Annotated in this window: 18 protein-coding genes; 9 read left to right on the top strand and 9 right to left on the bottom strand. The window is 72.7% G+C overall.

Going from position 1 to position 22,469, the window contains the following annotated elements; translation table 11 throughout:
• Positions 1–79 precede the first annotated feature (79 nt).
• The 7 genes from E1264_RS15495 (at position 80) to E1264_RS15465 (ending at position 11,817) form a co-directional block, all read left to right on the top strand.
• On the top strand, positions 80–2,692 hold the full coding sequence (locus tag E1264_RS15495) for a LuxR family transcriptional regulator (RefSeq protein WP_165964197.1): 2,613 nt from the start codon (positions 80–82) through the stop codon (positions 2,690–2,692).
• A gap of 116 nt (positions 2,693–2,808) precedes the next feature.
• A complete protein-coding gene (locus E1264_RS15490) occupies positions 2,809–4,806 on the top strand; it encodes a histidine kinase (protein WP_132173973.1) in 1,998 nt (665 codons plus the stop codon).
• A 10-nt stretch (positions 4,807–4,816) separates the two neighbouring features.
• The gene (locus tag E1264_RS15485) at positions 4,817–5,737 is read left to right on the top strand and encodes a ferritin-like domain-containing protein (protein WP_132173971.1); all 921 of its coding nucleotides are present in this window, start codon (positions 4,817–4,819) and stop codon (positions 5,735–5,737) included.
• Complete coding sequence (locus E1264_RS15480) at positions 5,734–8,073, top strand: HAD-IB family hydrolase (protein ID WP_132173969.1); 2,340 nt, start codon at positions 5,734–5,736, stop codon at positions 8,071–8,073. Before E1264_RS15485 ends, E1264_RS15480 begins: the two co-directional genes overlap by 4 nt.
• Positions 8,070–9,308, top strand: a complete 1,239-nt coding sequence (locus tag E1264_RS15475; protein ID WP_132173967.1) for a zinc-binding dehydrogenase — start codon at positions 8,070–8,072, stop codon at positions 9,306–9,308. The genes E1264_RS15480 and E1264_RS15475 overlap by 4 nt, the downstream gene beginning before the upstream one ends.
• Positions 9,305–10,882, top strand: a complete 1,578-nt coding sequence (locus tag E1264_RS15470; protein WP_207935937.1) for a lactate racemase domain-containing protein — start codon at positions 9,305–9,307, stop codon at positions 10,880–10,882. Before E1264_RS15475 ends, E1264_RS15470 begins: the two co-directional genes overlap by 4 nt.
• Positions 10,879–11,817, top strand: a complete 939-nt coding sequence (locus E1264_RS15465; protein WP_207935936.1) for a lysophospholipid acyltransferase family protein — start codon at positions 10,879–10,881, stop codon at positions 11,815–11,817. The genes E1264_RS15470 and E1264_RS15465 overlap by 4 nt, the downstream gene beginning before the upstream one ends.
• Positions 11,818–11,877: 60 nt before the next feature.
• Here the strand turns inward: E1264_RS15465 and E1264_RS15460 are convergent, their stop codons facing one another.
• The 4 genes from E1264_RS15460 to larE are packed head-to-tail and all read right to left on the bottom strand — an operon-like array spanning position 11,878 to position 14,721.
• Positions 11,878–12,606: a LarC family nickel insertion protein gene (locus tag E1264_RS15460; RefSeq protein ID WP_132173965.1), complete on the bottom strand. Its 729-nt coding sequence runs from the start codon at positions 12,604–12,606 to the stop codon at positions 11,878–11,880.
• Positions 12,603–13,208 (bottom strand): nickel pincer cofactor biosynthesis protein LarB, encoded by a 606-nt coding sequence (larB, locus tag E1264_RS15455; RefSeq protein WP_132173963.1) that lies wholly within the window; start codon positions 13,206–13,208, stop codon positions 12,603–12,605. The genes E1264_RS15460 and larB overlap by 4 nt, the downstream gene beginning before the upstream one ends.
• Positions 13,208–13,867 carry an AIR carboxylase family protein gene (locus E1264_RS15450; RefSeq protein ID WP_132173961.1) on the bottom strand — a complete coding sequence of 220 codons (660 nt, stop codon included), beginning with the start codon at positions 13,865–13,867 and terminating at the stop codon, positions 13,208–13,210. Before E1264_RS15450 ends, larB begins: the two co-directional genes overlap by 1 nt.
• A complete protein-coding gene (gene larE, locus E1264_RS15445) occupies positions 13,864–14,721 on the bottom strand; it encodes an ATP-dependent sacrificial sulfur transferase LarE (RefSeq protein WP_132173959.1) in 858 nt (285 codons plus the stop codon). The genes E1264_RS15450 and larE overlap by 4 nt, the downstream gene beginning before the upstream one ends.
• Before the next feature lie 137 nt (positions 14,722–14,858).
• On the opposite strand from larE, the gene E1264_RS15440 reads away from it, so the two are divergent.
• Positions 14,859–15,332 (top strand): hypothetical protein, encoded by a 474-nt coding sequence (locus E1264_RS15440; protein ID WP_132173957.1) that lies wholly within the window; start codon positions 14,859–14,861, stop codon positions 15,330–15,332.
• 493 nt (positions 15,333–15,825) lie between these two features.
• Here E1264_RS15440 and E1264_RS15430 read toward each other — a convergent pair whose 3' ends face one another.
• The 4 genes from E1264_RS15430 to E1264_RS15415 all read right to left on the bottom strand — a co-directional run bounded on the left by E1264_RS15430 (position 15,826) and on the right by E1264_RS15415 (position 21,268).
• Positions 15,826–16,425, bottom strand: a complete 600-nt coding sequence (locus E1264_RS15430; protein WP_132173953.1) for a superoxide dismutase — start codon at positions 16,423–16,425, stop codon at positions 15,826–15,828.
• 86 nt (positions 16,426–16,511) lie between these two features.
• On the bottom strand, positions 16,512–18,596 hold the full coding sequence (locus E1264_RS15425; RefSeq protein WP_132173951.1) for a peptidoglycan recognition protein: 2,085 nt from the start codon (positions 18,594–18,596) through the stop codon (positions 16,512–16,514).
• Positions 18,597–18,702: 106 nt separating this feature from the next.
• The gene (locus E1264_RS15420) at positions 18,703–20,400 is read right to left on the bottom strand and encodes a sigma-70 region 4 domain-containing protein (RefSeq protein ID WP_132173950.1); all 1,698 of its coding nucleotides are present in this window, start codon (positions 20,398–20,400) and stop codon (positions 18,703–18,705) included.
• 106 nt (positions 20,401–20,506) lie between these two features.
• Positions 20,507–21,268 (bottom strand): hypothetical protein, encoded by a 762-nt coding sequence (locus E1264_RS15415; protein ID WP_132173948.1) that lies wholly within the window; start codon positions 21,266–21,268, stop codon positions 20,507–20,509.
• A gap of 183 nt (positions 21,269–21,451) precedes the next feature.
• On the opposite strand from E1264_RS15415, the gene E1264_RS15410 reads away from it, so the two are divergent.
• Positions 21,452–21,769 (top strand): hypothetical protein, encoded by a 318-nt coding sequence (locus E1264_RS15410; RefSeq protein ID WP_132173946.1) that lies wholly within the window; start codon positions 21,452–21,454, stop codon positions 21,767–21,769.
• A gap of 42 nt (positions 21,770–21,811) precedes the next feature.
• Here E1264_RS15410 and E1264_RS43390 read toward each other — a convergent pair.
• On the bottom strand, positions 21,812–22,469 hold a 658-nt coding region (locus E1264_RS43390), incomplete at its 5' end, for an ATP-binding protein (RefSeq protein WP_165964196.1).

Genomic DNA, 22,469 nt, shown 5'->3' with positions numbered 1-22,469 from the left:
CCGACCCCCGGACGATTCACATGCGGATCGGTGTGCACCGCACTGGCCGGTGCTGACGCGCGATGACAGGCTCCGGAGCATGGTGGGGGAACCTTTGCACGGACGCGCGGCCGAGGTCGCCGAGATCGACCGGCTCCTCGACCGCGCCCGCTCCGGCGGGGGCGGCGGCGTCCTTATCCTGCGGGGCGAGGCCGGGATCGGGAAGACCGCGCTGCTCGACCACGCCGAGGCGCGCGGGAGCGGAATGAGCGTCCTGCGGGGGAGCGGGATCGAGGCGGAGTCCGGGATCCCGTTCGCGGCGCTGCACCTCCTGCTCAGCGACCGCCTCGACCAGATCGACACCCTGCCCGGCCCGCAGGCGGCCGCCCTCCGCGTCGCGCTCGGCCTGGCCCGGCCCGGCTCCGGTGACAAGCTCCTCATCGGCCTGGCCCTCCTGACGCTCCTCGCCGAACCGGCCGGCACTCCACTTCTCTGCCTCATCGACGACGCGCAATGGCTCGACCGGGAATCGGCGGACGCGCTCCTGTTCGCCGCCCGCCGTGCCGCCTCGCGCGGCATCGTCTTCCTCATCGCGCTGCGGGACGGCGACGGCTGGTCGCGTACCGGCCTCCCCGAGCTCCCCCTGACCGGCCTGGACGCCGCCGACGCCGCCCGCCTCCTGGACGAACGCGCCCCCGAGACGCCCGCCGAGCGGCGCGACGACCTGGTCGAGCAGGCGCGCGGCAATCCCCTCGCCCTCATCGAGTTCGCCGCCGCCGGGTCGGGGCGTCTCGCCGGCGTCCCGGCGGAGTTCGAGCGCGCCATCCGCGACCTGCCCGAACCGGCGCGGCTGCTGCTCGCCGTCGCCGCCGCGGACGACTCCGGCGAGCCGGGCGTGGTCGTCCAGGCGGCCCGGGACCTCGGCGTCCCGTTCGGCGCGCTGGAGGCGGCGGAGGACGCGGGCGTGGTGGCCGTGACCCGCACCACGATCGGTTTCCGGCATCCTCTGCTCCGCGCCGCCGCGTACCAGGGCGTTCCGGTCACGCGGCGCATCGCCGTCCACCGGGCGCTGGCGGAGGTGCACGCGCGGGCGGGCCGCACAGACCAGCAGGCCGACCTGCGGGTCCGGCACCTGGCCGCCGCGGCCCTCGGGACGGACGAGACCGTCGGCGCCGAGTTGGAGTCCGCGGCCGACGACATCTGGGAAAGGTCGGGCCCGTCCGGCGCGGCGTCCGCCTACGAGCGCGCCGCCCGCCTCGCGGGGGACCCGGAGGTCCGCGCCCGCCGCCTCGCCGCCGCCGCCGAAGCGGAACTGGCCGCCGGGCGGCTCGTCCAGGCCAGGTCCCTGGCCGACGACGCCGCCCTCGCGGGCGATGCGGACGAGACGCGGGCGCGGGTCGACATCGTCCGGGCGGGGGTCGAGCTGGAGCACGGCGTCCCGCAGGCCGCAGGCCGACTGCTGCTGGAACGGGCCCTCACCTACAGCGCCCAGCCCGTCCGCGCGCGGCTGCTCGAAGAGGCCGTGTTCCACGCGTGGTCGTGCGGCGATCGAGCGACGGCCGTCCAGGCAAGGGACGGGCTCACAGCCGGATCCGTCATGCTCCAGGCTCTCTCGGCACTGCTCGACGAGGACGTCACCAAGGCCCGGCACCTGCTCACCGACACCTGCCCCGAGGACGAGCGGCTCCGGCTGCTCGCCGCCGAGGTCACCCTGCTGGCCGGGGACGACGCGGCGGCGGCCGAGATGTCCGCGCACCTCGTGGCCCGCTGCCGCCGCCGCGGGCTGCTCGGCCTCGTGCCGCGCGCGCTGGCCGTCCAGGCGTGGTCGCGGCTCTTCCTCGGCGAGCACGACGAGGCCCGCGCCCTGACCCGCGAGGCGCTGGAGATCGCCGAGCGGACGGGCCAGCGGCGGCAGGTGGCCGTGGTGAAGTCGATCCAGGCGCGCCAGGCGGCGATCGAGGGCGACGAAGTCGGCTGCCGCGCGCTCTCCGCCTCCGCGGACGGGCGGGCCGGTGACGCGCTCGGCCTGCTCGCCCTCGGCCTGGGCCGTCCCGAGGACGCCCTCGAACACCTCCAGGACGCGAACCGGGACGCCACGACCGGCCCACCGGAGGTCCTCGCGCTCATCGACTCCGTCGGGGCCGCCATCACGGCGGACCGTCCCGGCGCGGGCACCGAGCCGATGGCGCGGCTGGAGGCGTTCGCCCGCGACGCCGGGCAGCCGTGGCTCGACGGCGTCGCGTCCCGCTTCCGTGCCCTGCTCACCGACGACCCCGACGAGGCGGAACGGCACTTCACGCTCGCGCTCGCGTCCCACCGGGAGGGCGGGCGGCCGTTCGAGCGCGCCCGCACGGAGCTGCTGTACGGGGAGTGGCTGCGCAGGTCGCGGCGCCGCGCGCAGGCCAGGGCCCGGCTCCGCGCCGCGCTGGACATCTTCGAGCGGCTCGGCGCGGCCCCGTGGGCGGAGCGGGCCCGCAGCGAGCTGCGGGCCGCGGGGCAGGGCGGCGTCCGGACGGGCGGCGACGACCTTCCCGGACAGCTCACCGCGCAGGAGATGCAGGTCGTCCGGCTGGCGATGACCGGCGCGACGAACCGGCAGATCGCGGCGCGGCTGCGGCTCAGCCACCGGACGGTCGCCTACCACCTCTACAAGGCGTTCCCGAAGCTCGGCGTCGCGTCCCGCGCGGAGCTGCACAGACACGTTCCCGCCTGACGCTCGCGCCACAAAAGTAGCTCCAGGAAAATATTCAAGCGCTTATTTCCCTTGATCCGGCGGCCCCGGCGTTTCATCATCCGATGGGACGGCGTTGGGGGGCCGGTGAGCAGAGCGTGACCAGGGCGCGACAGGACGAGGCCGCGCAGCACGGAGGCGCGCCGGCGGGGCCAGGTGGCCTCGCCGGTCGGACGCCCCTTTTCGCGCGCACGATCACCGGCATGTACCTCGTCCTGATGCTGCAGACGCGGCTGGTGAAGCAGGCGGAGACGGGCCCGTCCCACATGCTGCTGTCCGCCACCATCGTGATCATCGGCATCTTCGGCGTGCAGTGGCTGCTCGTCCTGTACGGGCCGAGGTCGCAGCGGCCCCGCCGCTGGGTGATCTGGACGCACCTGTCGACGCAGACCGCGCTCGCGCTGCTGCCGCTGCTGGTGTTCGGCAACGACTGGTATCCGGTCGTCGGCGGGTTCCTCGCCGGGTCGATGCTGCTCCTGCTGCGCCCGCCGCTGTCGTGGTTCATGGTCGCGGGCGTCGCGGCCGGTGAGGGCCTGCTGCGCTACTACCAGGGCTGGTCGGCGGTCGACGTCTCGTTCTGCGTGATGGCGACGGTGAACGTCGGCATCTCGATGTACGCGATCACGCGGCTGTCGGGGTTCGTCCGGGAGCTGCACGCGACGCGGGCGCAGTTCGCGGCGGCCGCGGCGGCGCGGGAGCGGCTGGAGGCGGCGGGCAGCCTCCGCGCGGTGCTGGGCGCGGCGCTCACCCGGATCGAGGAGCTGAGCCGGCGCGCCCGCGACCGGCTGCCGGTCGACGCGCCCGCAGCCCGCGACGACATGGAGGAGGTCGCCCGGACGGCACGGCGGGCGGCGACGGACGTCCGGTCGATCGTCGGCGCGCTGCAGGGCCCGTCGCGCCGCCGGGAACGGCCCGGCCGTGTGACGCAGTCCCGCCTCGCCTGGACGATCATCCTCATCCTGACCGCCGGGTTCGCCTGGCAGCAGGTCATCTACGTCTACGCGGGCACGGACGGCTCCTGGCGCGCCACCGCGGCGGCCGTCGCGGTCACGGCCGCGATCTCCGCGCTCGTCCTGCGGCACGCCTCGACCGTCCTGCGCAGGCGGCGGCCCCGCGCCTGGGCATGGACGCTCTCCGCGCAGATCCTGCTGGTCTTCGTCCCGTACGCGCTGTTCGGCCCCGACTGGGCGACGATGGCGTCCCTCGCGACCGGCTCCGTCCTCCTGGTCGCGCGCGGACGCTGGGCCTGGATCCTGTTCTCCCTCACCATCGTGGCGTGGTGCGTCCCCGCGCTCTGGGCGTCGCACGGCACGCTCTTCTACCTCTACACGTCCGCGATCTCGGTGCAGATCGGCGTGGTCGTCTACGCCCTGTACCGGCTGCCGATGCTCGCCCGCGAGGTCGACGTCGCCCGGGAGCGGCTGGCGCGGATGGCGGCGCTGCACGAGCGGCTGCGCATCTCCCGCGACGTCCACGACCTGCTGGGCCTCGGCCTGTCCACGATCACGGTGAAGGCGGAGCTGGCGCGGCGGCTCGTCACCTCCGACCCGTCCCGCGCCGCCGCCGAGATCGGCGAGCTGGCCGACCTGGCGGAGCGCTCGCGAGCGGAGGCCCGCGCGGTCGCAGAGGACGACCGATCCCTCTCCCTCCGCGACGAGGCGGTGTCAGCCCGCGCCGCGCTCGAAGCCGCGGGCGCCGACGTCCACGTGAACCTCCCCGACGAGGCCGACCTCCCACCCTCCTCCCCGGTGGACGGCGTGCTCGCCGCCGTCCTCCGCGAATCCGTCACCAACGTGCTGCGGCACGCGCATCCGGAGCACTGCGCCGTCACGGTCACCGTCCAGGACGGCGCCGTACGGCTCACGGTCCACAACGACGGCGTCATCCCACCGTCGTTCACGGGCTCCGACCCCGGCACTGGCAAGGGGCTCTCGAACCTCACGGCCCGCACGGGCGCCCTCGGCGGCTCCCTCTCCGCCGGGACGGACGGGAAGGGCGGTTTCACACTCGTCGCAGAGGTGCCTCTAGCTGCGGGTTCGGGCACCGGGGAAGTACCCCGTCACATGACGGATTCGCCCCTCCCCTTCCGTGCCTAGCGTTCCGGTCATGAAGCAGGACTTCGACCTTGACCGCTACGTGCGCAACTCCAAGGCGGTCGATCTGTCGGGGGTGGAGTGGGACACGATCTCCTCCTACCCCGTCTCGGGTGCGGAGGCGCGCACGCTGACCTTCATGATGGACATCGAGACCCACACCGTGATGTACGCCCGCGACCTGCTCGCGACGCGGGCCGCGTTCGACCCGGAGATCACGGCGTTCATGAGCTGCTGGATCTACGAGGAGTTCTGGCACGGTGAGGCGTTCTCCCGGTTCCTCGGCGAGGCCGGCTTCACGCTGGCGCCCGACCGCGAGCGCGTCAACGCCCGCTCGCCGTACCCCACCAAGGTCGCCCGGAATGAGCGGATCCGCCGCGCGCTCGGCCGCGGCGTCTACACCGGGCACCTCGCCTCGATGGTCGGCTCCGCGCTGTCGAAGGACTTCATCGCGATCCAGATGACGTGGGGCGCGATGAACGAGCTCAGCGCCATCAACAGCTACCAGTCGATGATCGAGAAGAGCGGGAACCCGGTGCTCCGCGACATCCTGCGGCGCATCATCAAGGACGAGCGCCGCCATTTCGCGTTCTACCGGGCGCAGGCGCGGCTCCGGCTGGAGCGCAGCGCGCGGGCGCGGCGGATGGCGCGCTGGGCGATGCACCGCCTCTGGGCCCCCGTGGGCACCGGCCTCCGCCCGCAGGACGAGAGCGACTTCGCGCTCGTCTGGCTGTTCGGCGACGACGACGGCCTCGACCGGCTGCGCCGCCTCGACGCCACCATCGCGCAGCTCCCCGGCTTCGCCGGCGCGACCCTCGCGGAGGACGCGCGGCGACGTTCGCTGGAACGGCTCCCGCGCCACCGCATACCCCAGATGGCCTCCGACTGGGCGCTCGCCCACGCCGGCGTACACAGGGAGACACAGGCCGCATGACTAACACCCCCGCACACGACGGGCCCGCAGAGGACCGGTTGGCAGGAAAGACACTCCTGCTCACCGGCGTCACCGGTTTCATCGGGCAGGCGCTGCTGGAGCGCGTCCTGTCCGAGCACCCCGAGACCCGCGTCGTCGCGGTGCTCCGGGAGAGACCGGGCGTCACCGCGGACCAGCGGCTCGACGAGCTGGTCGACAAGCCGGTGTTCTGGCCGTGGCGGGAGCGGGTCGGCGACGACGCCGCCCGCGCCGCCGTGCGGGACCGGGTGCGGGTGGTGCCGGCCGAGCTCACCGAGTCCGTGCCGGAGCTGCCGGACGACATCGACGCCGTCATCCACGGCGCGTCGATCGTGTCGTTCGACCCGCCGATCGACGAGGCGTTCCAGACGAACGTCGTCGGCACCGTCGAGCTGTACGAGGCCGTCCGGCGGGCCGGGCAGCGGGCGGGGAAGACGCCGCACATCGTGCACGTGTCGACGGCGTACGTGGCGGGGTCGCGGAAGGGGATCGTCCCGGAGACGACCCTCGACCACGCCATCGACTGGGAGACCGAGCTGGAGTGCGCGGTCGAGGCGCGCCGGTCGGTGGAGCGCGACTCGCGGCGCCCGGAGGTCCTCGGGCGGCTGCGCGCCGCCGCGCTGAAGGAGCAGGGCAAGGCGGGCCCGACCGCCGTCGCCGCCGACACCGAGCGCCGCCGCCGCGAGGAGGTCGACGACCGGCTCATCGCGTACGGGCGCGAGCGGGCCCGCAGCCTCGGCTGGCCGGACGTCTACACCCTCACCAAGGCCCTCGGCGAGCGCGCCGCGGAGCAGACGGCGAGCGACGTGCCGCTGTCGATCGTCCGCCCGGCGATCGTGGAGAGCGCCCTGAAGCTGCCGTACCCCGGCTGGATCGACGGGTTCAAGATGGCGGACCCGCTGATCCTCGCCTACGGCCAGGGGATGCTGCGGGCGCTCGCGGGGATCCCGGACGGCATCGTCGACATCATCCCCGTCGACCTGGTGGTGAGCGCGCTGCTCGCCGCCGCCGCCGCGCCGCCGGAGCCGGGTTCGCCCGCGTACTACCACGTCGGGTCCGGCGCCCGGAACCCGCTGACGCTGCAGCGGCTGATCGAGCTCGTCAAGGAGTACTTCGACCAGCATCCGCTGCCCGCCACCGACGGGCGCGGCGCGATCCGCCCGCGCGAGCTGTCGCTGCTCAGCGAGGGCCGCGCGGAGCGCCTCCTCGGCCACGCCGAACGCGCGATGGACGTCGCCGAGAAGGCGCTGATGATGCTGCCGAGCGGGGACCGCACCCGCGGCTGGCAGCGCAACCTGCACAAGCAGGGCCGCGAGGTCCGGATGCTGCGCCGCTACCGCGACCTGTACGGGGCGTACGGCGCGGCCGAGGTCGTCTACGCCGACAACGCCACGCTCGCGCTCGACAAGTCGCTGGCGGAAGGCGCGGGCTGCGACTCGGCCGTCATCGACTGGACGCACTACCTTCGCGACGTGCACTGTCCCGCCGTGACGTCCGCGTTCCGCCACGCGCAGCAGCCGTCCCCGCGGCCGCGCCCGATCGGGACGTCGGCGCGCCCGAAGCCGCAGGCCGCCAAGCTGGAGGAGCGCAGCGACGTCGTCGCGGTGTTCGACCTCGACGGCACGATCGTCGCGTCCGATGTGGTCGAGGCGCACCTGTGGGCCCGCCTTCTGGACGCCCCGCTGAAGGCGTGGCCGAGCACCCTGCTTCCCGTCCTGCGGAAGGTCCCGCACTACCTGCGCACCGAGCACCGCGACCGGGGCGAGTTCCTGCGCGAGTTCGTCCAGCGCTACGAGGGCGCGAACGAGGAGCAGTTGCGGGCGCTGGCCCGCGACCGCCTGGGCGACGTGCTGCTGCGCCGCGCCTGGCCGCAGGCGATCCGCCGCATCCGCAACCACCGCGCGGCCGGGCACCGCACCGTCCTGCTCACCGGCACCCTGGACGTCTTCGTGGAGCCGCTCCGCACGCTCTTCGACGACATGCTGGCCGCTCACCTGCGCGTGGTCGACGGGCGCTGCACCGGCAGCTTCGAGCAGCCGCCGCTCATCGGCGAGTCCCGGGCCGCGTGGCTGCGGGCCTGGGCGCGCGACGAGGGCGTCGACCTGTCCGGAAGCTGGGCGTACGGTGACCACTACTCCGACCTCCCCGTCCTCCAGCAGGTCGGGAACCCCGTCGCCGTGAACCCCGACGCCCGCCTCTACCGGCACGCCAAACGGCAGCGCTGGACGATCGCGGACTGGGACGGTGACTCCGGCGCCGTCTCCACGCTCCTGGACGCCGCCCTTCAAGGCGAGGCTCAGAAAGGTGGGGTCCGATGATCCTGGCGCTGGAGTACCACCGCTCCCCGGCCCGCTACCTGGCCGCCGCGCGCCTGCCGGGACGGCTCCGTTCGGCCGCCGTCCCGTCGCTGGCGCCGCTGCGGCTGACGTCGAAGCCGCCGCCCGGGACGCCGGGCCCCGACTGGGTGCGGCTGCGTCCCGTCCTGTCCGGGATCTGCGGCTCCGACCTGTCGATGGCCGCCGGGAAGGTGTCCCCGTACCTGGGGCCGCTGACCTCGATGCCGTTCGTCCCCGGCCACGAGATCGTCGCCGAGCTGATGGACGACGCGGGCGACGGCATGCCCGCCGGGACCCGCGTCGTCATCGACCCGGTCCTGCCGTGCCGGGCCCGCGGCACCGGCCCGTGCCCGCCCTGCGCGGAGGGCAACGAGAACCGCTGCGACCACGTGAACGCCGGGCGGATCTCCTCCGGCCTCCAGACCGGTTTCTGCGCCGACACGGGCGGCGGCTGGTCGGAGCGGCTGGTCGCGCACCTCAGCCAGCTGCACCGGGTCCCGGAGTCGCTGCCGTCACTGCGGGCCGTGCTGGCGGAGCCGCTCGCGTGCGCGGTGCGGTCCGTCCGCCGCATCGACGTGCCGCGCGGCACGTCGATCGTCGTGGTCGGCGCCGGGACGGTCGGCCTGCTGACCACGCTCGCGCTGCGCGAGCTGACGCCCGCCGGGCCCATCACGGTGATCGCCCGGCACCCGGGCCAGCGGCGCCGCGCCAAGGCCCTGGGCGCCACCGAGACGATCGACCCGTCGGCCGCGCTCCGCGGGCTGCGCCGCATCACGGGCGGCTCGCTCGTCCGTCCCGAACTCGGCCCCGGCTACCTGCTCGGCGGCGCGGACATCGTCGTCGAGTGCACCGGCGGCGAGGGGCTCGACACCGCGCTGCGGCTCGTCCGCGCGGGCGGGACGGTGCTGCTGTCCGGCATGCCCGCCAAGCCCGTCGACCTGACGCCCGCCTGGTACCGGGAGCTGAACATCGTCGGCTCCTACGCCAGCCGCGGCGCGGAGGACTTCCAGGCCGCGATCGACCTGGCCTCGCACGACGCGCTCGACGGCTTCGTCGACAGCGTCTACCCCCTCACCCGCTGGCGGGACGCGCTGTCGCACGCCCTGTCGGCCGGACGCTCCGGAAGCGTCAAAATCGCCTTCGACCCCCAGAACGGGGACCGACCCTCGCTTGGCGAAACCCCCGACCACCTCGATCGCGAAGGAGCCGTTGGATGAGCAGACCGGGACTCGTGCTGGAGGTGGACGAGCGGACGCCTCCGCTTCTCGTGCACGAAGGAGAAGGGTTCCGGCTGGAGCGTTTCCCGCTCGGCACCCGCGTGATCTACCCGCCGGACTCGCTGCCCGGCATCCGCGACGTCACCGGCCGGATCCGCGACGCGCTGCTGAACCCGCTCGGCAGCGAGCCGCTGCCCGAGCTGCTGCACTCCGGCATGCGGCTGACGATCGTGTTCGACGACCTGTCGCTGCCGCTGCCGCCGATGCGCGCGCCGGACGTCCGCGGCCGCGTCATCGAGCAGGTGCTGGAGATGGCCGCGGCCGCCGGGGTGGACGACGTCGAGCTGATCGCCGGCAACGCGCTGCACCGCCGGATGACGCCCGCCGAGATCAAGCACATCGTCGGCGAGCGCGTCTTCAACTCGTTCTGGCCCGACAAGCTCGGGAACCACGACGCCGAGGACCGCGACAACCTCACCCTGCTCGGCCAGACCCGGCACGGCGAGGACGTCGAGATCAACAAGCGGGCCGCCGAGAGCGACCTCATCGTGTACGTGAACATCACGCTGGTCGCGATGAGCGGCGGCGCGAAGTCGGTGTCGGTGGGGCTGGCGTCGTACAAGAGCCTGCGGCACCACCACAACGTCCACACGCTGCGGGAGTCCCGGTCGTTCAACGACCCGCCGAACTCGGCGATGCACCACTCCTACGACCGGATGCACAAGCTGCTGTCGGAGTCGGTGCGGGTGTTCCACATCGAGTGCACGGTCAACAACGACCAGTTCCCGTCGCCGTTCGAGTTCCTGAACAAGCGCGAATGGGAGTGGACGCTCAAGGACCAGGCGAAGTTCCTCGCCGCCAAGCGCGCCAACGACCTCGCCCCGGCCGGTGCCCGGCACAAGGTGTGGCAGGGCATGCGCGCCCCCTACGGGATCACCGGGGTGCACGCGGGCGCGACGGACCTCGTCCACGAGAAGACCCTCGCGAACGTGCACCGGCAGCAGCTCACCGAGGTGCAGGGCCAGTCGGACGTCCTCATGCTGGGCCTGCCGTACCTGTGCCCGTACAACGTGAACTCGGTGATGAACCCGATCCTCGTGTACAGCCTGGGGCTCGGCTACTACTTCAACATGTACAAGAACAAGCCGCTCGTCCGGGAGGGCGGCGCGCTGATCATGTACCACCCGATGAAGTCGGAGTTCCATCCGCTGCACCACCCGAGCTACATCGACTTCTACGAGGAGGTGCTGACGCAGACGACGGACCCGGCGACCATCGAGACGAAGTACGAGGAGCAGTACGCGACCGACCCCTGGTACGTCCACCTGTACCGGAACTCGTACGCCTACCACGGCGTGCACCCGTTCTACATGTGGTACTGGGGCGCGCACGCGCTGTCGCACCTCGGCGACGTCATCTGCGTGGGCGCCGACCGCCGCGTCGCGTCCCGGCTCGGGTTCCGCGCGGCCAGCACCCTCGCGGACGCGCTGGAGATGGCGGGCGAGACCGTGGGCCGCAGCCCGTCCCTCACCTACCTGCACACTCCGCCGATGACGCTGGCGGACGTCCGATGAGCGGCGGCTCCGGCAAGCGCGGCCGGATGAAGCTCGCCGAGGAGATCCGGCTGCTGCGCCGCGGGCGCGACTGGCGCGGCCGGGCCCCCGCGCCCCGGTCGGCGCAGCCGTGGCAGGAGGTCCCGCAGAGCCGCCCGTTCCCGACCGAATGGGCGCGGACGCCGCTCGCCATCGCGGCCCGGAAGGTAGCGTTCGACGGCGTCCTGCGGACGGTCACGTGGAGCCAGACCCGTCCCGAGATCCACGGCGCGGACGTCTTCGACGAGCTCAGGGGCCCGGTCGTGTTCGTGGCGAACCACGCGAGCCACCTGGACACGCCGCTGATCCTCGGCTCGCTGCCGGCCCGGATCCGCAACCGCGTCGCGGTCGCCGCGGCGGCCGACTACTTCTTCGACGCCCGCTGGCGCGCGGTCGCGACCGCGCTGACGTTCAACGCGTTCCCGATCGAGCGGCGCGGCTCGGGCGGTGCGCTGGATCTGGCGTCCGAGCTGCTGCAGGACGGCTGGAGCCTGCTCATCTACCCGGAGGGCACCCGCTCGACGGACGGCTGGGCCCGGCGCTTCCGGATGGGCGCGTCGCTGCTGTGCCGCGAGCAGGGCGTCCCGGCCGTGCCGCTGGTGCTGCGCGGCACGTACCAGGCGATGCCGCGCGGCGGGTTCTGGCCGAAGAAGGGGCGGCCGGTCGTGTCCGTCCGCTACGGCAAGCCTCTCGACCCGGACGCGGACGAGTCGACGGGCGCGTTCAACGCCCGCCTGGAGGACGAGATCGGCCGCCTGTGGGTCGAGCACGACGAGGACTGGTGGACGTCCCTGCACTCCGCCGACCGCCGCCGCGCGCCCCGGGGCCCTGACGCGTCCGAATGGCGCCGCAAGTGGGAGGCGACCAGGCCGGAGGCGCCGTCGTCGCCCCACAACCGCATCTGGCGCCGCCGCTGATCGGCGTGTTCGAGCGTGGGCGCCCGCCGGCCAACGACGTCCGGCGGGCGCTCTTCCGCTTCAGGCCGTTTCGCCGAGCACGACCTGGGTCACGTTGGGGAAGTCGCCGAATATCTTCGTCCCCGCACCGAATCCGTTCCCGGTGACGGTCATGGACGGCATGGGCCCGAACTCCGCCGCCAGCGTGACCAGCAGCGCGGTGCCGGTCGGGGTCGCCATCTCGGAGTCGATGTCGTGCCCCTGGATGGGCGCCTTGGCCCGAGCCAGCAGCTCGACAACCGCGGGCCCCGGGTTCGGGATGAGCCCATGCCGGCACCGGATGAACCCTCGCCCGACCGGTATGGGCGCGGCCCGCACCTCGTCCACGCCCAAGGTCTCCAGGGCGGCGCACGTCCCGACGATGTCGACAATGGCGTCATGCCCGCCGACCTCGTGGAAGTGCACATCGTCCGGCGGCGTCCCATGGACGGCGCCCTCGGCCTCGGCCAGCGTCCGGAACACGGTGAGGGCCCGCTCCCGGACCCGCTCCGGCAGCGGCGCAGTGGCCACGATCTCCTCGATGACGGCATGGGTGCGCGACACCGCGTCGTCCTCGACGTCCACGATGGCGCGCGTGGCGGCGATCCCGCGCCGCGACACCCGCTCGACGTCCAGCGACCAGCCCGGGACGTCGAGCCCCTTGAGCATGGCCCGCACCTCGCCGAGATCGGCGCCCGCGTCGAGCAGCGACCCGAGCGCCATGTCCCCGGCCACCCCGGCGAAACAGTTGAAGTACGCGATCTTCGTCATGCCAGCATCCTCCGCGCTAGTACCGCCGCTCCGAGCCCGTCGTCGATCCCGGTGACGGCCAGGCCGGGCGCTCCCGAGTTCAGCAGCGCGGCCAGCGCCGCGAGCCCGCCGCCGGAACTGCCGTAGCCGACGCTGGTCGGCACCGCGATCACCGGACGCGACGTCAGCCGGGCCGTGACGGACGGCAGCGCCCCGTCCATGCCCGCCGCGACGATGAGGAGCCGCGCCTCGTCCAGCCGCTCCCGCACGGCCAGCAGCCGATGCAGCCCCGCAACCCCGACGTCGGCGATCAGCGAGACGTCCAGCCCGAACGCCGCCGCCCCCGCCATGGCCTCCTCGGCCACCGGCAGGTCGGCCGTCCCCGCGGACAGAACCACGACGGGCACCGCCACAGCGGCCCGCGGACGCGTGAGCACCACCAGCCCGGACCGCTCGTGGTAAACGGCCCCTGGCGCAGCCTCCCTGGCCGCCTCGAACTGCCCGCGCGACGCCCGCCGCAGGAACGCGACCTCGGCGTCCCGGGCCAGCAGCTCCTTGACGCGCTGCCGCACCTGATCCGCGTCGAGCCCGGCCGCCTCCGCGACGGCGACGATCGGCCGCATCACGCCCCCGCCGCATTGACGAGATGGGCCGCGTACCCGGCCCCGTACCCGTTGTCGATGTTCACGACGACCACACCGGCCGAGCACGAGTTCAACGCCGACAACAACGCCGCCTGCCCGGCCTGCTCCCCGCCCGCCGAGGTAGGAAGGGCAACGACCATCCGTTCGGTCAGCCCCGAAACAAGCGTGGGCAACGCACCACCCGTCCCGTCCACGACAACGAAAACGCCAGGGGCATCCTGCTGGCGAAGCCACTCGGGCAAGGCGGCGGGATCATGGACGGGCGCGTCATAACGCCGCACCACCCGGCTCCCCATCGCCTCCGCGACGAGCGCCGCCTCCTCGGCGGCGGCCTCGTCCTCGGGACGCCCGCACACGACCTCGACCCGTCCAATCCCCGGCACCGCAACGGGCGCCAGCACGGCCAGCCGCGCGCGCTCATGCACCACCGTGCCAGGGAACGCGGCACGCAACGCGTCCAGCGTCTCCTTCCCGGCCCGCGTGGCCAGCACGTTCACCGCGCCAGACCCGATCAGGCTCTCCGCGATCGCGACGACCTCCGCAACGGTCTTGCCCTCGCAGTAGATGGCCTCCGGATGCCCGCGCCGCCGCCCCCGCCCGATGTCGACGCGCGCGAACCCCAGCTCGTCAACGGTCATGTCGTCGCCCGCAGCCGAGGGAGCCCGAGCACCGCGTTGTGGCTCCCCTGCCGGTAAGGCTCCAGGTCAAGCGTCACGTAACGGAACCCGGCCCCCTTGAGCAGCGCGACGAGCTCGCTCGCCCGCTCCGCCGCACGCCCGATGTCCGCCGCCTCCACCTCGATCCTGGCGAGGTCGCCGCCCTGGTCACGAACCCGGAACCGCCCACCGAACCCGGCGCGCCGCAGCGCGTACTCCGCGTCCTCGACCCGGCGCAGCGCCTCCCGCGTGACGGGCACCCCGTACGCGAGCCGCGACGACAGACAAGCCGACGCGGGCTTCTCAGACGTAGGCAGCCCAAGCTCCCGCGCCGCCTCCCGGACCTCCGCCTTGCTCAACCCTGCGTCCACCATGGGGAACCGCGCCCCAAGCCGCCGCGCCGCACTCTGCCCCGGCCGGTGATCACCCAGATCATCCGTATTGACACCCAACAGAACCGGCCAGTCCCCTGCCTCAGCGGCCACCGCGCCGAGCACCGACACGAGCGCCTCTTTGCAGAACCGGCACCGATCGCCCCCGTTGGCCACGTACCGCTCATCGTCCAGTTCCCGCGTCTGCACGACCCGGTACCGCATCCCGAGCCGCTGAGCCTGCGCACCGGCCTCCGCCAGCTCGGCCCGCGCCAGCGACGGCGAATCGGCCGTGACGGCGAGCGCCCGGTCCCCCAGCTCCTGATGCGCGACGTAGGCGAGCAGCGAGCTGTCGACCCCGCCCGAGTAAGCGACGACGGCACCGGGCAACGCGGCCAGCGCCTCGCGCAGTGCCCTGACCTTGGGCAGCGCCGTCACTTCCGGTGAAACGAGGCTGTGGGCCATGCGATTCTCCTTCGGCGTCGTCGTCCTCCGGCTCGTGAGGCTAGACGGACGAACGGCATGGGCGAATCCGTCATCCGACGGGCGACTTCAGCATGCCCCAAGGAATACTTCAGAATACAATCTGATAACTTGGGTGCATGAGCACGACGACCCGCCCCGACTCGGTGACCTTCTCCGACCTGTCCCGCAACCCGCGGGCCGTCGCGGAGCGCGCCGCCCGGCTGGGGCGAGTGCGCGTCACTCACCGCGACGCGCCCGACTTCTTCCTGACGGCCGCCGACCGCGAAGAGCAGCGCGAGGAGACGCTGGCCACCGCTTCCCGACTCTTCCTGGCCCTGATGAAGCACGATCCGGGTGCCCGTGACCTGCTGCTCGCCATGCCCGACGTGTTTCCGTGGGTACGTCACCTCAGCCCCGAAGAGGTCCGCGCGTTCACCGTCGAGCTGGTCGAGGCGATCTCGGACGCGGCGGAGCTCGCTCTCGATGCCTCCGCCGGTGAGGTGATCGCCGGCTGGCGTGCGACCGCCCGCATCAAGGCCGACCCCGAGCAGCTTGCGGACGCGGCTCGGCCCACCACCGGCGACTTCGGCCCTGTAGAGGTCCACCCGTGAGCCCCAAGCGCGGAGACAGGGTCACCGTCCCACCACCGGACGGCGAATGGGACCTACGGTTCGGCACCAGCGAAGCGGTGCGCGGATGGGAGGAACTATGTCGCCTCGCCTTAGCGAACACTCGGCGGTGCTACGAAACGCTCCGCTCTGACCCACGCTCCCGGGCGAACCATGAGCGGCAGCACCGGCTCCGTGGAGAACTCGCGACGCACAGGCACAACGGTCGCGACCTCGAGCAGTGGGAGTACGAAGTAACGAGCGGCGGCGGCCGGGTGCGTTACGTCATCAACGATGACGACCGCATCGTCTGGATCGTCTACGCGTCGCCACGCCATCCGAAGGACACGGGCGGTTGACCAAGCCGCTCGCCTGCGCCGGAATCCGCCGCCCACCTTCACTGCCCACGCAAGGTCACGACGCCCTCCAGGCCGCAAGGGATGGGTTCTGAGCACGATCCCGGCCTGGAGGGCGCCGCGGTCTGGGCGCCCTGCGGCTAAGCGCGGGCTTTGTCGAAACGGGCTGTGACGTCGGTCCAGTTGACGAGCGACCAGAGCTTCTCCACGTAGTCGGGCCGCACGTTCCGGTACTGCAGGTAGTAGGCGTGCTCCCAGGCATCGAAGACCAGCAGCGGCGTCGTGTTCATTCCGACGTTCCCGTGGTGGTCGTAGACCTGCTCCACGACGAGCCGCTTCCCCAGCGGCTCCCACGCCAGCACACCCCACCCGGACCCCTGCACGGTGGACGTCGCCGTCGTGAGCTGCTTGCGGAAGGCGTCGAACGTCCCGAAGTGCTCATCGATCGCCGCCGACAGCTGCCCTTCGGGACGGTCCCCGCCGTCCGGCGACAGGTTGTCCCAGAAGATCGAGTGCAGGACGTGGCCGGACAGGTTGAACGCGAACGTCTTCTCCAGCCCGACCAGCCCTGCGTACTGCTCCTTGTCCCGCGCCTCCGCCAGCCTCTCCAGCGTGTCGTTCGCGCCCTTCACGTACGCGGCGTGGTGCTTGGCGTGGTGCAACTCCAGGATTTCGCCGGTGATGGCGGGCTCCAGAGCGGCGTAGTCGTAGGGCAGATCGGGAAGCACGTAGTCAGCCATACGGCCACTATTGCAAATGACTTGCAACTACGTCCAGCCAGCAACAGCCGCCGGTGCGAGCGCGATCCGTGGTTCGGGGCGGGGTGTCAGCGGATGTAGACCAGGCCGTCCATGGCGACCGTGGGACGGCCCGAGGTTCCGGCCACAACGATCTTGATGGTGTGCTTGGCGCTGGTCTTCCAGGTGCGCGTCCACAGCAGCTGGCGGTAGGCGGTGGACGAGGCCCGGGTGTCCAGCGTGGCGACCTTGACGCCGTCCGAGTAGATGTACACGGCCCCGTACTTGGCCGCGCGCGTGAAGACCAGGCCCACGCTGGTGCCGGTGAACGTCCAGCTCGCGCTCGCGCCGCGGTACGGGCTGTAGAGTCCGCGACCGCCCAGGTAGGACGAGCTGGTCACGGTCTTCCACGTGCCCGTGCGGGACGCGGAGCCGTCGCTGAAGCCGCCCGCGTAGCGGCTGATGGCGCCGGTGGTGGTGTTCCCCGCGGCGTCCGCGGCGGTCAGCGACCATGACTGCGTCGCGAGCGCCTTGGCGGTCGTGGACCAGCTCGTGGCGGTCGTCGCGAAGTTCTGCGCCACCGGGGACGTCGCCTTCAGCGAGCTGAGCAGGGTGTTGTCGGTGGCTGTCCAGCCGAGCTGGACGGGGTACGCGGCGGCGTTCACCGTCGCCTTGCGCAGGGTGAGCGCCTGGGACGAGATGACCGGGCCGGTCGTGTCCGCCACCACCGTGAAGACCGGGGACTCCGACGTGGTGCCGTCCTCGAAGGCGGCGCGCAGCTGGACGGCGTGCGTGCCCGGGGCGAGGTTCACCGTGGCGGAGTCGGCCCCGGCCGGGGGCTCCGCGGCCGTCGCGCCGTCCACGGCGACGGTGTAGGTCGCGCCCTCGGACGGCTTCCAGTTCAGGGTGGCCGTTTCCTTGGTGTAGTAGCGGCCTCCGGCGGGCGTCGTACCGGTCACGGTCGCCGCCAGGGCCGGGACGGTGAGCTGCTTCGCGGCCGTCCGGACGGCGGGCAGCGCGGCGTAGAGCCGCTCGCCGGGACACAGGGTCGCGAACCCGTCCCGGTGCCCCGCGATCGTGTTGAACACGACCTGCTGCCCGAACGGGTACTTGCCGCCGGTCCCGTTCGGGGCGGCGGAGGTCAGGGTCGTCTTCGCGGTCGGGTCGACGCCGGTCAGCCCCAGCTTCCAGGCGGCGGTCCTGGCGGCGCCGTCGAGCGCGGCCTGGGCGGGTGCCACACCGGCCGCGTCGTCGGTGTGGGTGCCGAGAACGGCGATCCCGGTGGTGTCGGTGTTGAACCCGTAGGTGTGCGCGCCGTGGACGGGACGGTCGATCCCTCCGGCGCGTCCCTCGAAAATCTTCCCGCACTTGTCCACGAGGAAGTTGTAGCCGATGTCGGACCAGCCCAGGCTCTGCACGTGGTACAGGAACACGGACTTGATCACGGCCGCCGTCTCCGCGCACGTGTACGCGTTGCCCGTGTCGGTGTGGTGGACGAACGCCGCCTTGACGGAGTTGTCGTAGGTCGGCGGGTCCTTGACGATCGACTCGTCCGCGGCCCATCCGCTGCGCGGCACGATCGTGGGCTGGGGCGCGGTGAGCGGGGCCGCCTGGAGCCGGGACGTCGCGGCCACCAGTTCCATGCCGGTCGCGGGCCCGGCCGCACGCGGTTTGGGCTGCGACTTCTCACCCGTGTACGGGTCGACCAGTTCGACACGCAGCCCTTCGGGGAGGGTCGGGCCGTGCCCGGTGACGCGCACCTCGATGCCGTTGGACGCACCGACCCACAGCCCGTTCGTGCCACCGCGTCCGCCCTTTTCGGGCGCGTCCGCCAGGTTCGGCTCCACGGACTGCCAGCTCGACCAGGCGCCGGTACGGGCGTTGCGGGTACGGAACCGCACCGTCCCGCGGAGTTCTTCCCTCGGCTTGTTCCAGGTGACGCCCACCAGGCTGAACGGCTTCGTCGACACCGGTGCGAGCCCCATCGACTTCCGGCCGTCGGTTCCGGCGCCGCCGAGGTCGCCGAGCGTGCGTGCCTGGACCCGGCCCGGACCCTGGCCGGGCTCGGGACCTGCGATGTTCGTCTCCGTCGACCCCGCGGAGACCGTCCAGGTCACCGCTCCCGCCGCCACCACGGCGGCCACCGACGTCCCGATCAAGATGCGCTTGAGCATGCGTCTCCGTCCAAATTGTCTCGATCAGAAAGCGCCACAACTGCCACAAACGTCACGAGACTCACTTAGAGCGCAGAGCCGTACGCTCAACCCGGAGCATGAAGTATCAGGACGGGTCGACGACCGTGCGGTCTCCGTCCGTTTCGTAGGCGACGACCTGGGCGATCGGAAGGCGAGCCGTCTCCGGCGGCGGGCCACCCGCGCGCGGGCCCGGGACCACAAGCAGGAGCGTCCCGCGGCCCCGACCCTTCTCGTGGGAGCCCAGCTCGCCGACCGTCTTCAGCCGCACGACGCCCGGGCCCGCCGCCGCCACCAGATGCCAGCGCCGGGGCGACCGCCACCACACGGCGGCGGCGACGGTCCCGGCGGACGAGCTGAAGTCGCTGTTCGTCCCGCCCCGTTCGGACAGCGCCTTCCCGGCGTCCGACATCAGGATCGAGCGGCCCGGGGCGCCCCACGGCGTGGACACGTCCACCGTCAGCAGCGTCGCCCGGCCGCCGCCGTCCGGCAGCTCGCCGCTCCACAGGCGGCCCAGCCGCAGGTCGTTCGACTCGCTCAGGGTGGCCGCGCCCTCGCAGGCGACGGCGTGCAGCGCCGCCCAGCTGAACCGCTCGTCGCGTTCCGGCGGGTCGCGGAACCACACGCGCGGCGCGGCGGAGCGCGGGTCGTGCGAGGCGAGCTGGGTGACGGTCCGCGGCCATCCGCCGGTGGGCGCCCGGAACGTCATGCGGAACACCACGTAGTTCTGGCAGCGCGGCGTGAACCAGCGCCAGGGCAGCGGATCGGTCAGCCCGTCCTTGACTGCCACCGGCACCCAGTCCGGGGACCGGCCGGACGGCACCGCCGCCCGCACGTCCCGCAGCCACGGCGGGACGAGGTAACGCCACGTCAGGCCCAGCATGATGAGCTGCCCGGCGCCCGTCCCGAGCCTGCGGACCGACTCCACCCCGCGCGACAGGCGCCGCTCGAAGTACTGCGCCACGATCGGCGGTTCCCGCAGCCCGGGTGAATCGCGCAGGACGACGAGGGACGCGCCGTCCACCCGTCCGGCGTAGAGGACGACGACGCGTCCCTGCGGCGGGTCGTGCCGGTCGGCCCGCCAGGCTTCGGCGGCCCGGCGCAGCAGCGCGGCGTCGTCGCGCAGCTCGCCCTGTGCGGGCCATTCGTAGACGGTCGGCAGGCTCGTCTGCTGCCAGGCACGGGGGTCGATCGCGGCAGGCTCATCGGACGCCTCGTCCGGTGGGATCAGGACGAAACCGGCGACGCCCAGCACCACGGCCACCAGCCCTGCCGCGACGGTGGCGCGCCACGCCTTCGGGACGGCGAGCGGCGGACGGAGCCGGACGAGGTCGGGCTCGAACGCCTCGATCTCGGCCCGCTGCGCGGCTTCGTCCAGGCCCGTCCGGTCGTCGACGGCGTCGGTGACCTGGTCCACGTCCCGGAAGTCGATCTGAAAATGGACGCCCAGCTCAGCGGCGGCCTCGGGCGCGGTGAGCCCGTCGCGGCGCAGCAGGTACGCGAGCCGCTCGTGCGGTGACAGCTCCCGCAGCGCCGCTCTCACGGAGCCCTTCAATGGCGGCACGGGCTCGAAGAAGAGCCGATGCGGTTGCGGCCGTCCGGCGGGCGGGTCGGTGAGCAGGATCGCGACGAGCCGCGCCCGCCTCGCGGGATACCCGCCGTTCCTGACCCTGATCGCACGCGCGGCGGCGCGGCGGGCGCGCATCAGTGGTGCGTCGCCTTCGTCCAGCACCAGATACGCGAGCCGCAGCAGGCCGGCGTAGTGCTCGCGGTCCACCGTTCGCACCGGGCACCTCCCACCCGCATTGTGCGCACCACCCGATAACGGGCGGGTTGAGATGGTGCCCGGCACGCACCGCACCGCCTGGAGCGTCGGCGCGGAGACGGCCGGGTCATCGGGAACGGGCCGCCGCGCGGTACATCAGCGCCGCGGCGAGGACCGTGACCGCCGCCACCGCCCCATAGAGGGCGGCGAACAGCCAGAGCGCCCCCGTGTCGACCTCGGGCGCCGACTCCTCGGCCGTCCCCCCGGCGACTGCCATGGCTCCGAGCCCGCCCAGGAGCAGGCCCACGGCAGCGCCGAACACGCAGTTCATGCCCCGCGTCGGCGCCCGCCCCGACCACCGGACCAGGCGCCAGCCGGAGCCGAAGACGAGGAGCATGCCCGAGACGGCGAGCACGACCACCATGGCCAGCATGGTCTCCGCCATGGTGTAGGGACTCGTGAGCGTGGCCTGTTCGGCGCCCCGGGCGGCGATCTTCACCACGTCACCGCGCCAGATGGTGCCCTTCACCCGATCGCCGTCACGCAAGGTCTCCAGCAGCGGACCGTCGTTCCGGTACGCCGTCGGCCATTTGTACCCCTGGTTGGGCGTTGTGAGCATGGCGGAGATGCCGCTGTTGCGGCCCTCGTAGAGCTGGATGTCGGAGATCAGGAACTCCTGCGTCCACGTGCAGTCCGCCGGACGCTGGGGCGGCGCCGCGCAGCGCGGCGCGTCCCGCAACGCGTGGAGTTCGTCCCTCCGTTCGGAGAACTCGCTCGCCGCGTACGCCGATCCGCACAGCATCCCGATCCCGATCAGCAGGACGGGGATCGCCGCGATCCGCCAGGTCAAGAGAGACCGCTCGCGCACGTCGCCCGAATTCCCACCCATGGTCGGATTGTCCCGGATTCCGAGTCCACCGTTCGCACCGGGCACCTCCCACCCGCATCGTGCGCACGCCCGGCCAGAAAGTTCCGTGAATCGGTCATCCGGCGACCACGCGCACACGAATCCCGGGTGCCCGCCGGCTCGGCCCGCGCGGCACACCGACCGCTCCGTGAAGGGGAGGAATCCATGAAGAACACACTCAGTGGCGCTCGGCGATGGGCGCTGGCGTCGTTCACCGTCCTGGCCACCGCGACGGCGCTGGTGGGCACCGCGACCAGCGCCTCGGCCACCCCGACGGACTGCACCACCGTCAACGGCGGCAACTTCGCGGAGAGCCGCTGCACCGGCGGCACCGGGGAGCACCGCGTGGTCATGGTGCAGCGCCACTTCAACCCGGCCGTCGGATTGATCGCCTGCGAGGGACCGTGGGTTCCGGTGGGCTCCGTCTCCCGCACGCTCTGCGCCAACCAGACGGTCATCTCGGTCTCGGTGCAGACCCGGTGACGGCTGGACAGCCCTTGATCGTCCAGCCAGGTCAAGGACTGTTCAGGGGGTCGGTGCGGGATCCGGGACGCGGATGCCGTCCAGCCGCCGGACGATGTGCTCGGCGGTCTCCTGCAGGTCGATGAGCGGGCGCTTGAGGTAGCGGTCAGGCCCGTCCTGCCAGCAGAAGTGCTGGGGGTGCACCCACACGTTGAGTCCGGGTAGCACCAGCACGGACACCCCGTGCGCGTCGCTCGTCCGCAACCCCGGGAAGCCGCGCCGCGTGACGCACGACAGGAGGCATTGCGCGGCCGTGCCGGGGTGGACCTTGAGCGTGCGGCCCGGCCAGTCGCGAGGCAGCGGCAGCGCGAACCACACCGCCTTACCTCGGACGACGGGCCTGGCGGCGCGTGACCGCGTCCGGTCGCAGCCCCACGCCGCAGTGAACTCCCCCACCAGCCCGAGCCCCTTGCCGTGGTCGTCGAGCGGCCCGGTGGCGGACGCCTCCGGCATCGCCGACCGCGCGCCGTCGAACACGGACACGACAAGCTGCGGCGCCGGGACGGTCCGCGCCCAGATCCACAGCTCGGGCACCGTGGGCGGACGGTCCCCGGCGGCGGACCTGCCGTGCCGGAGCGCGTTGGTGGCGATCTCGGACACGGCGAGCTTCCCGTCCTGGATCACGTCCCGCCCCACCCCGAGCCCGTCCATCGTCTGCTTG

The organism is Actinomadura sp. KC216 (assembly GCF_004348535.1).
Classification (GTDB): Bacteria; Actinomycetota; Actinomycetes; order Streptosporangiales; family Streptosporangiaceae; genus Spirillospora.
This window is presented reverse-complemented; position numbering and strand designations above follow the sequence as displayed.

Bases quoted from the DNA above. Each gene is read 5' to 3' on its own strand.
- E1264_RS15495 (WP_165964197.1), top strand. From the start codon at position 80: ATGGTGGGGGAACCTTTGCACGGACGCGCGGCCGAGGTCGCCGAGATC.
- E1264_RS15485 (WP_132173971.1), top strand. From the start codon at position 4,817: ATGAAGCAGGACTTCGACCTTGACCGCTACGTGCGCAACTCCAAGGCG.
- E1264_RS15480 (WP_132173969.1), top strand. From the start codon at position 5,734: ATGACTAACACCCCCGCACACGACGGGCCCGCAGAGGACCGGTTGGCA.
- E1264_RS15475 (WP_132173967.1), top strand. From the start codon at position 8,070: ATGATCCTGGCGCTGGAGTACCACCGCTCCCCGGCCCGCTACCTGGCC.
- E1264_RS15470 (WP_207935937.1), top strand. From the start codon at position 9,305: ATGAGCAGACCGGGACTCGTGCTGGAGGTGGACGAGCGGACGCCTCCG.
- E1264_RS15465 (WP_207935936.1), top strand. From the start codon at position 10,879: ATGAGCGGCGGCTCCGGCAAGCGCGGCCGGATGAAGCTCGCCGAGGAG.
- E1264_RS15460 (WP_132173965.1), bottom strand. From the start codon at position 12,606: ATGACGAAGATCGCGTACTTCAACTGTTTCGCCGGGGTGGCCGGGGAC.
- larB (WP_132173963.1), bottom strand. From the start codon at position 13,208: ATGCGGCCGATCGTCGCCGTCGCGGAGGCGGCCGGGCTCGACGCGGAT.
- E1264_RS15450 (WP_132173961.1), bottom strand. From the start codon at position 13,867: ATGACCGTTGACGAGCTGGGGTTCGCGCGCGTCGACATCGGGCGGGGG.
- larE (WP_132173959.1), bottom strand. From the start codon at position 14,721: ATGGCCCACAGCCTCGTTTCACCGGAAGTGACGGCGCTGCCCAAGGTC.
- E1264_RS15440 (WP_132173957.1), top strand. From the start codon at position 14,859: ATGAGCACGACGACCCGCCCCGACTCGGTGACCTTCTCCGACCTGTCC.
- E1264_RS15430 (WP_132173953.1), bottom strand. From the start codon at position 16,425: ATGGCTGACTACGTGCTTCCCGATCTGCCCTACGACTACGCCGCTCTG.
- E1264_RS15425 (WP_132173951.1), bottom strand. From the start codon at position 18,596: ATGCTCAAGCGCATCTTGATCGGGACGTCGGTGGCCGCCGTGGTGGCG.
- E1264_RS15415 (WP_132173948.1), bottom strand. From the start codon at position 21,268: ATGGGTGGGAATTCGGGCGACGTGCGCGAGCGGTCTCTCTTGACCTGG.
- E1264_RS15410 (WP_132173946.1), top strand. From the start codon at position 21,452: ATGAAGAACACACTCAGTGGCGCTCGGCGATGGGCGCTGGCGTCGTTC.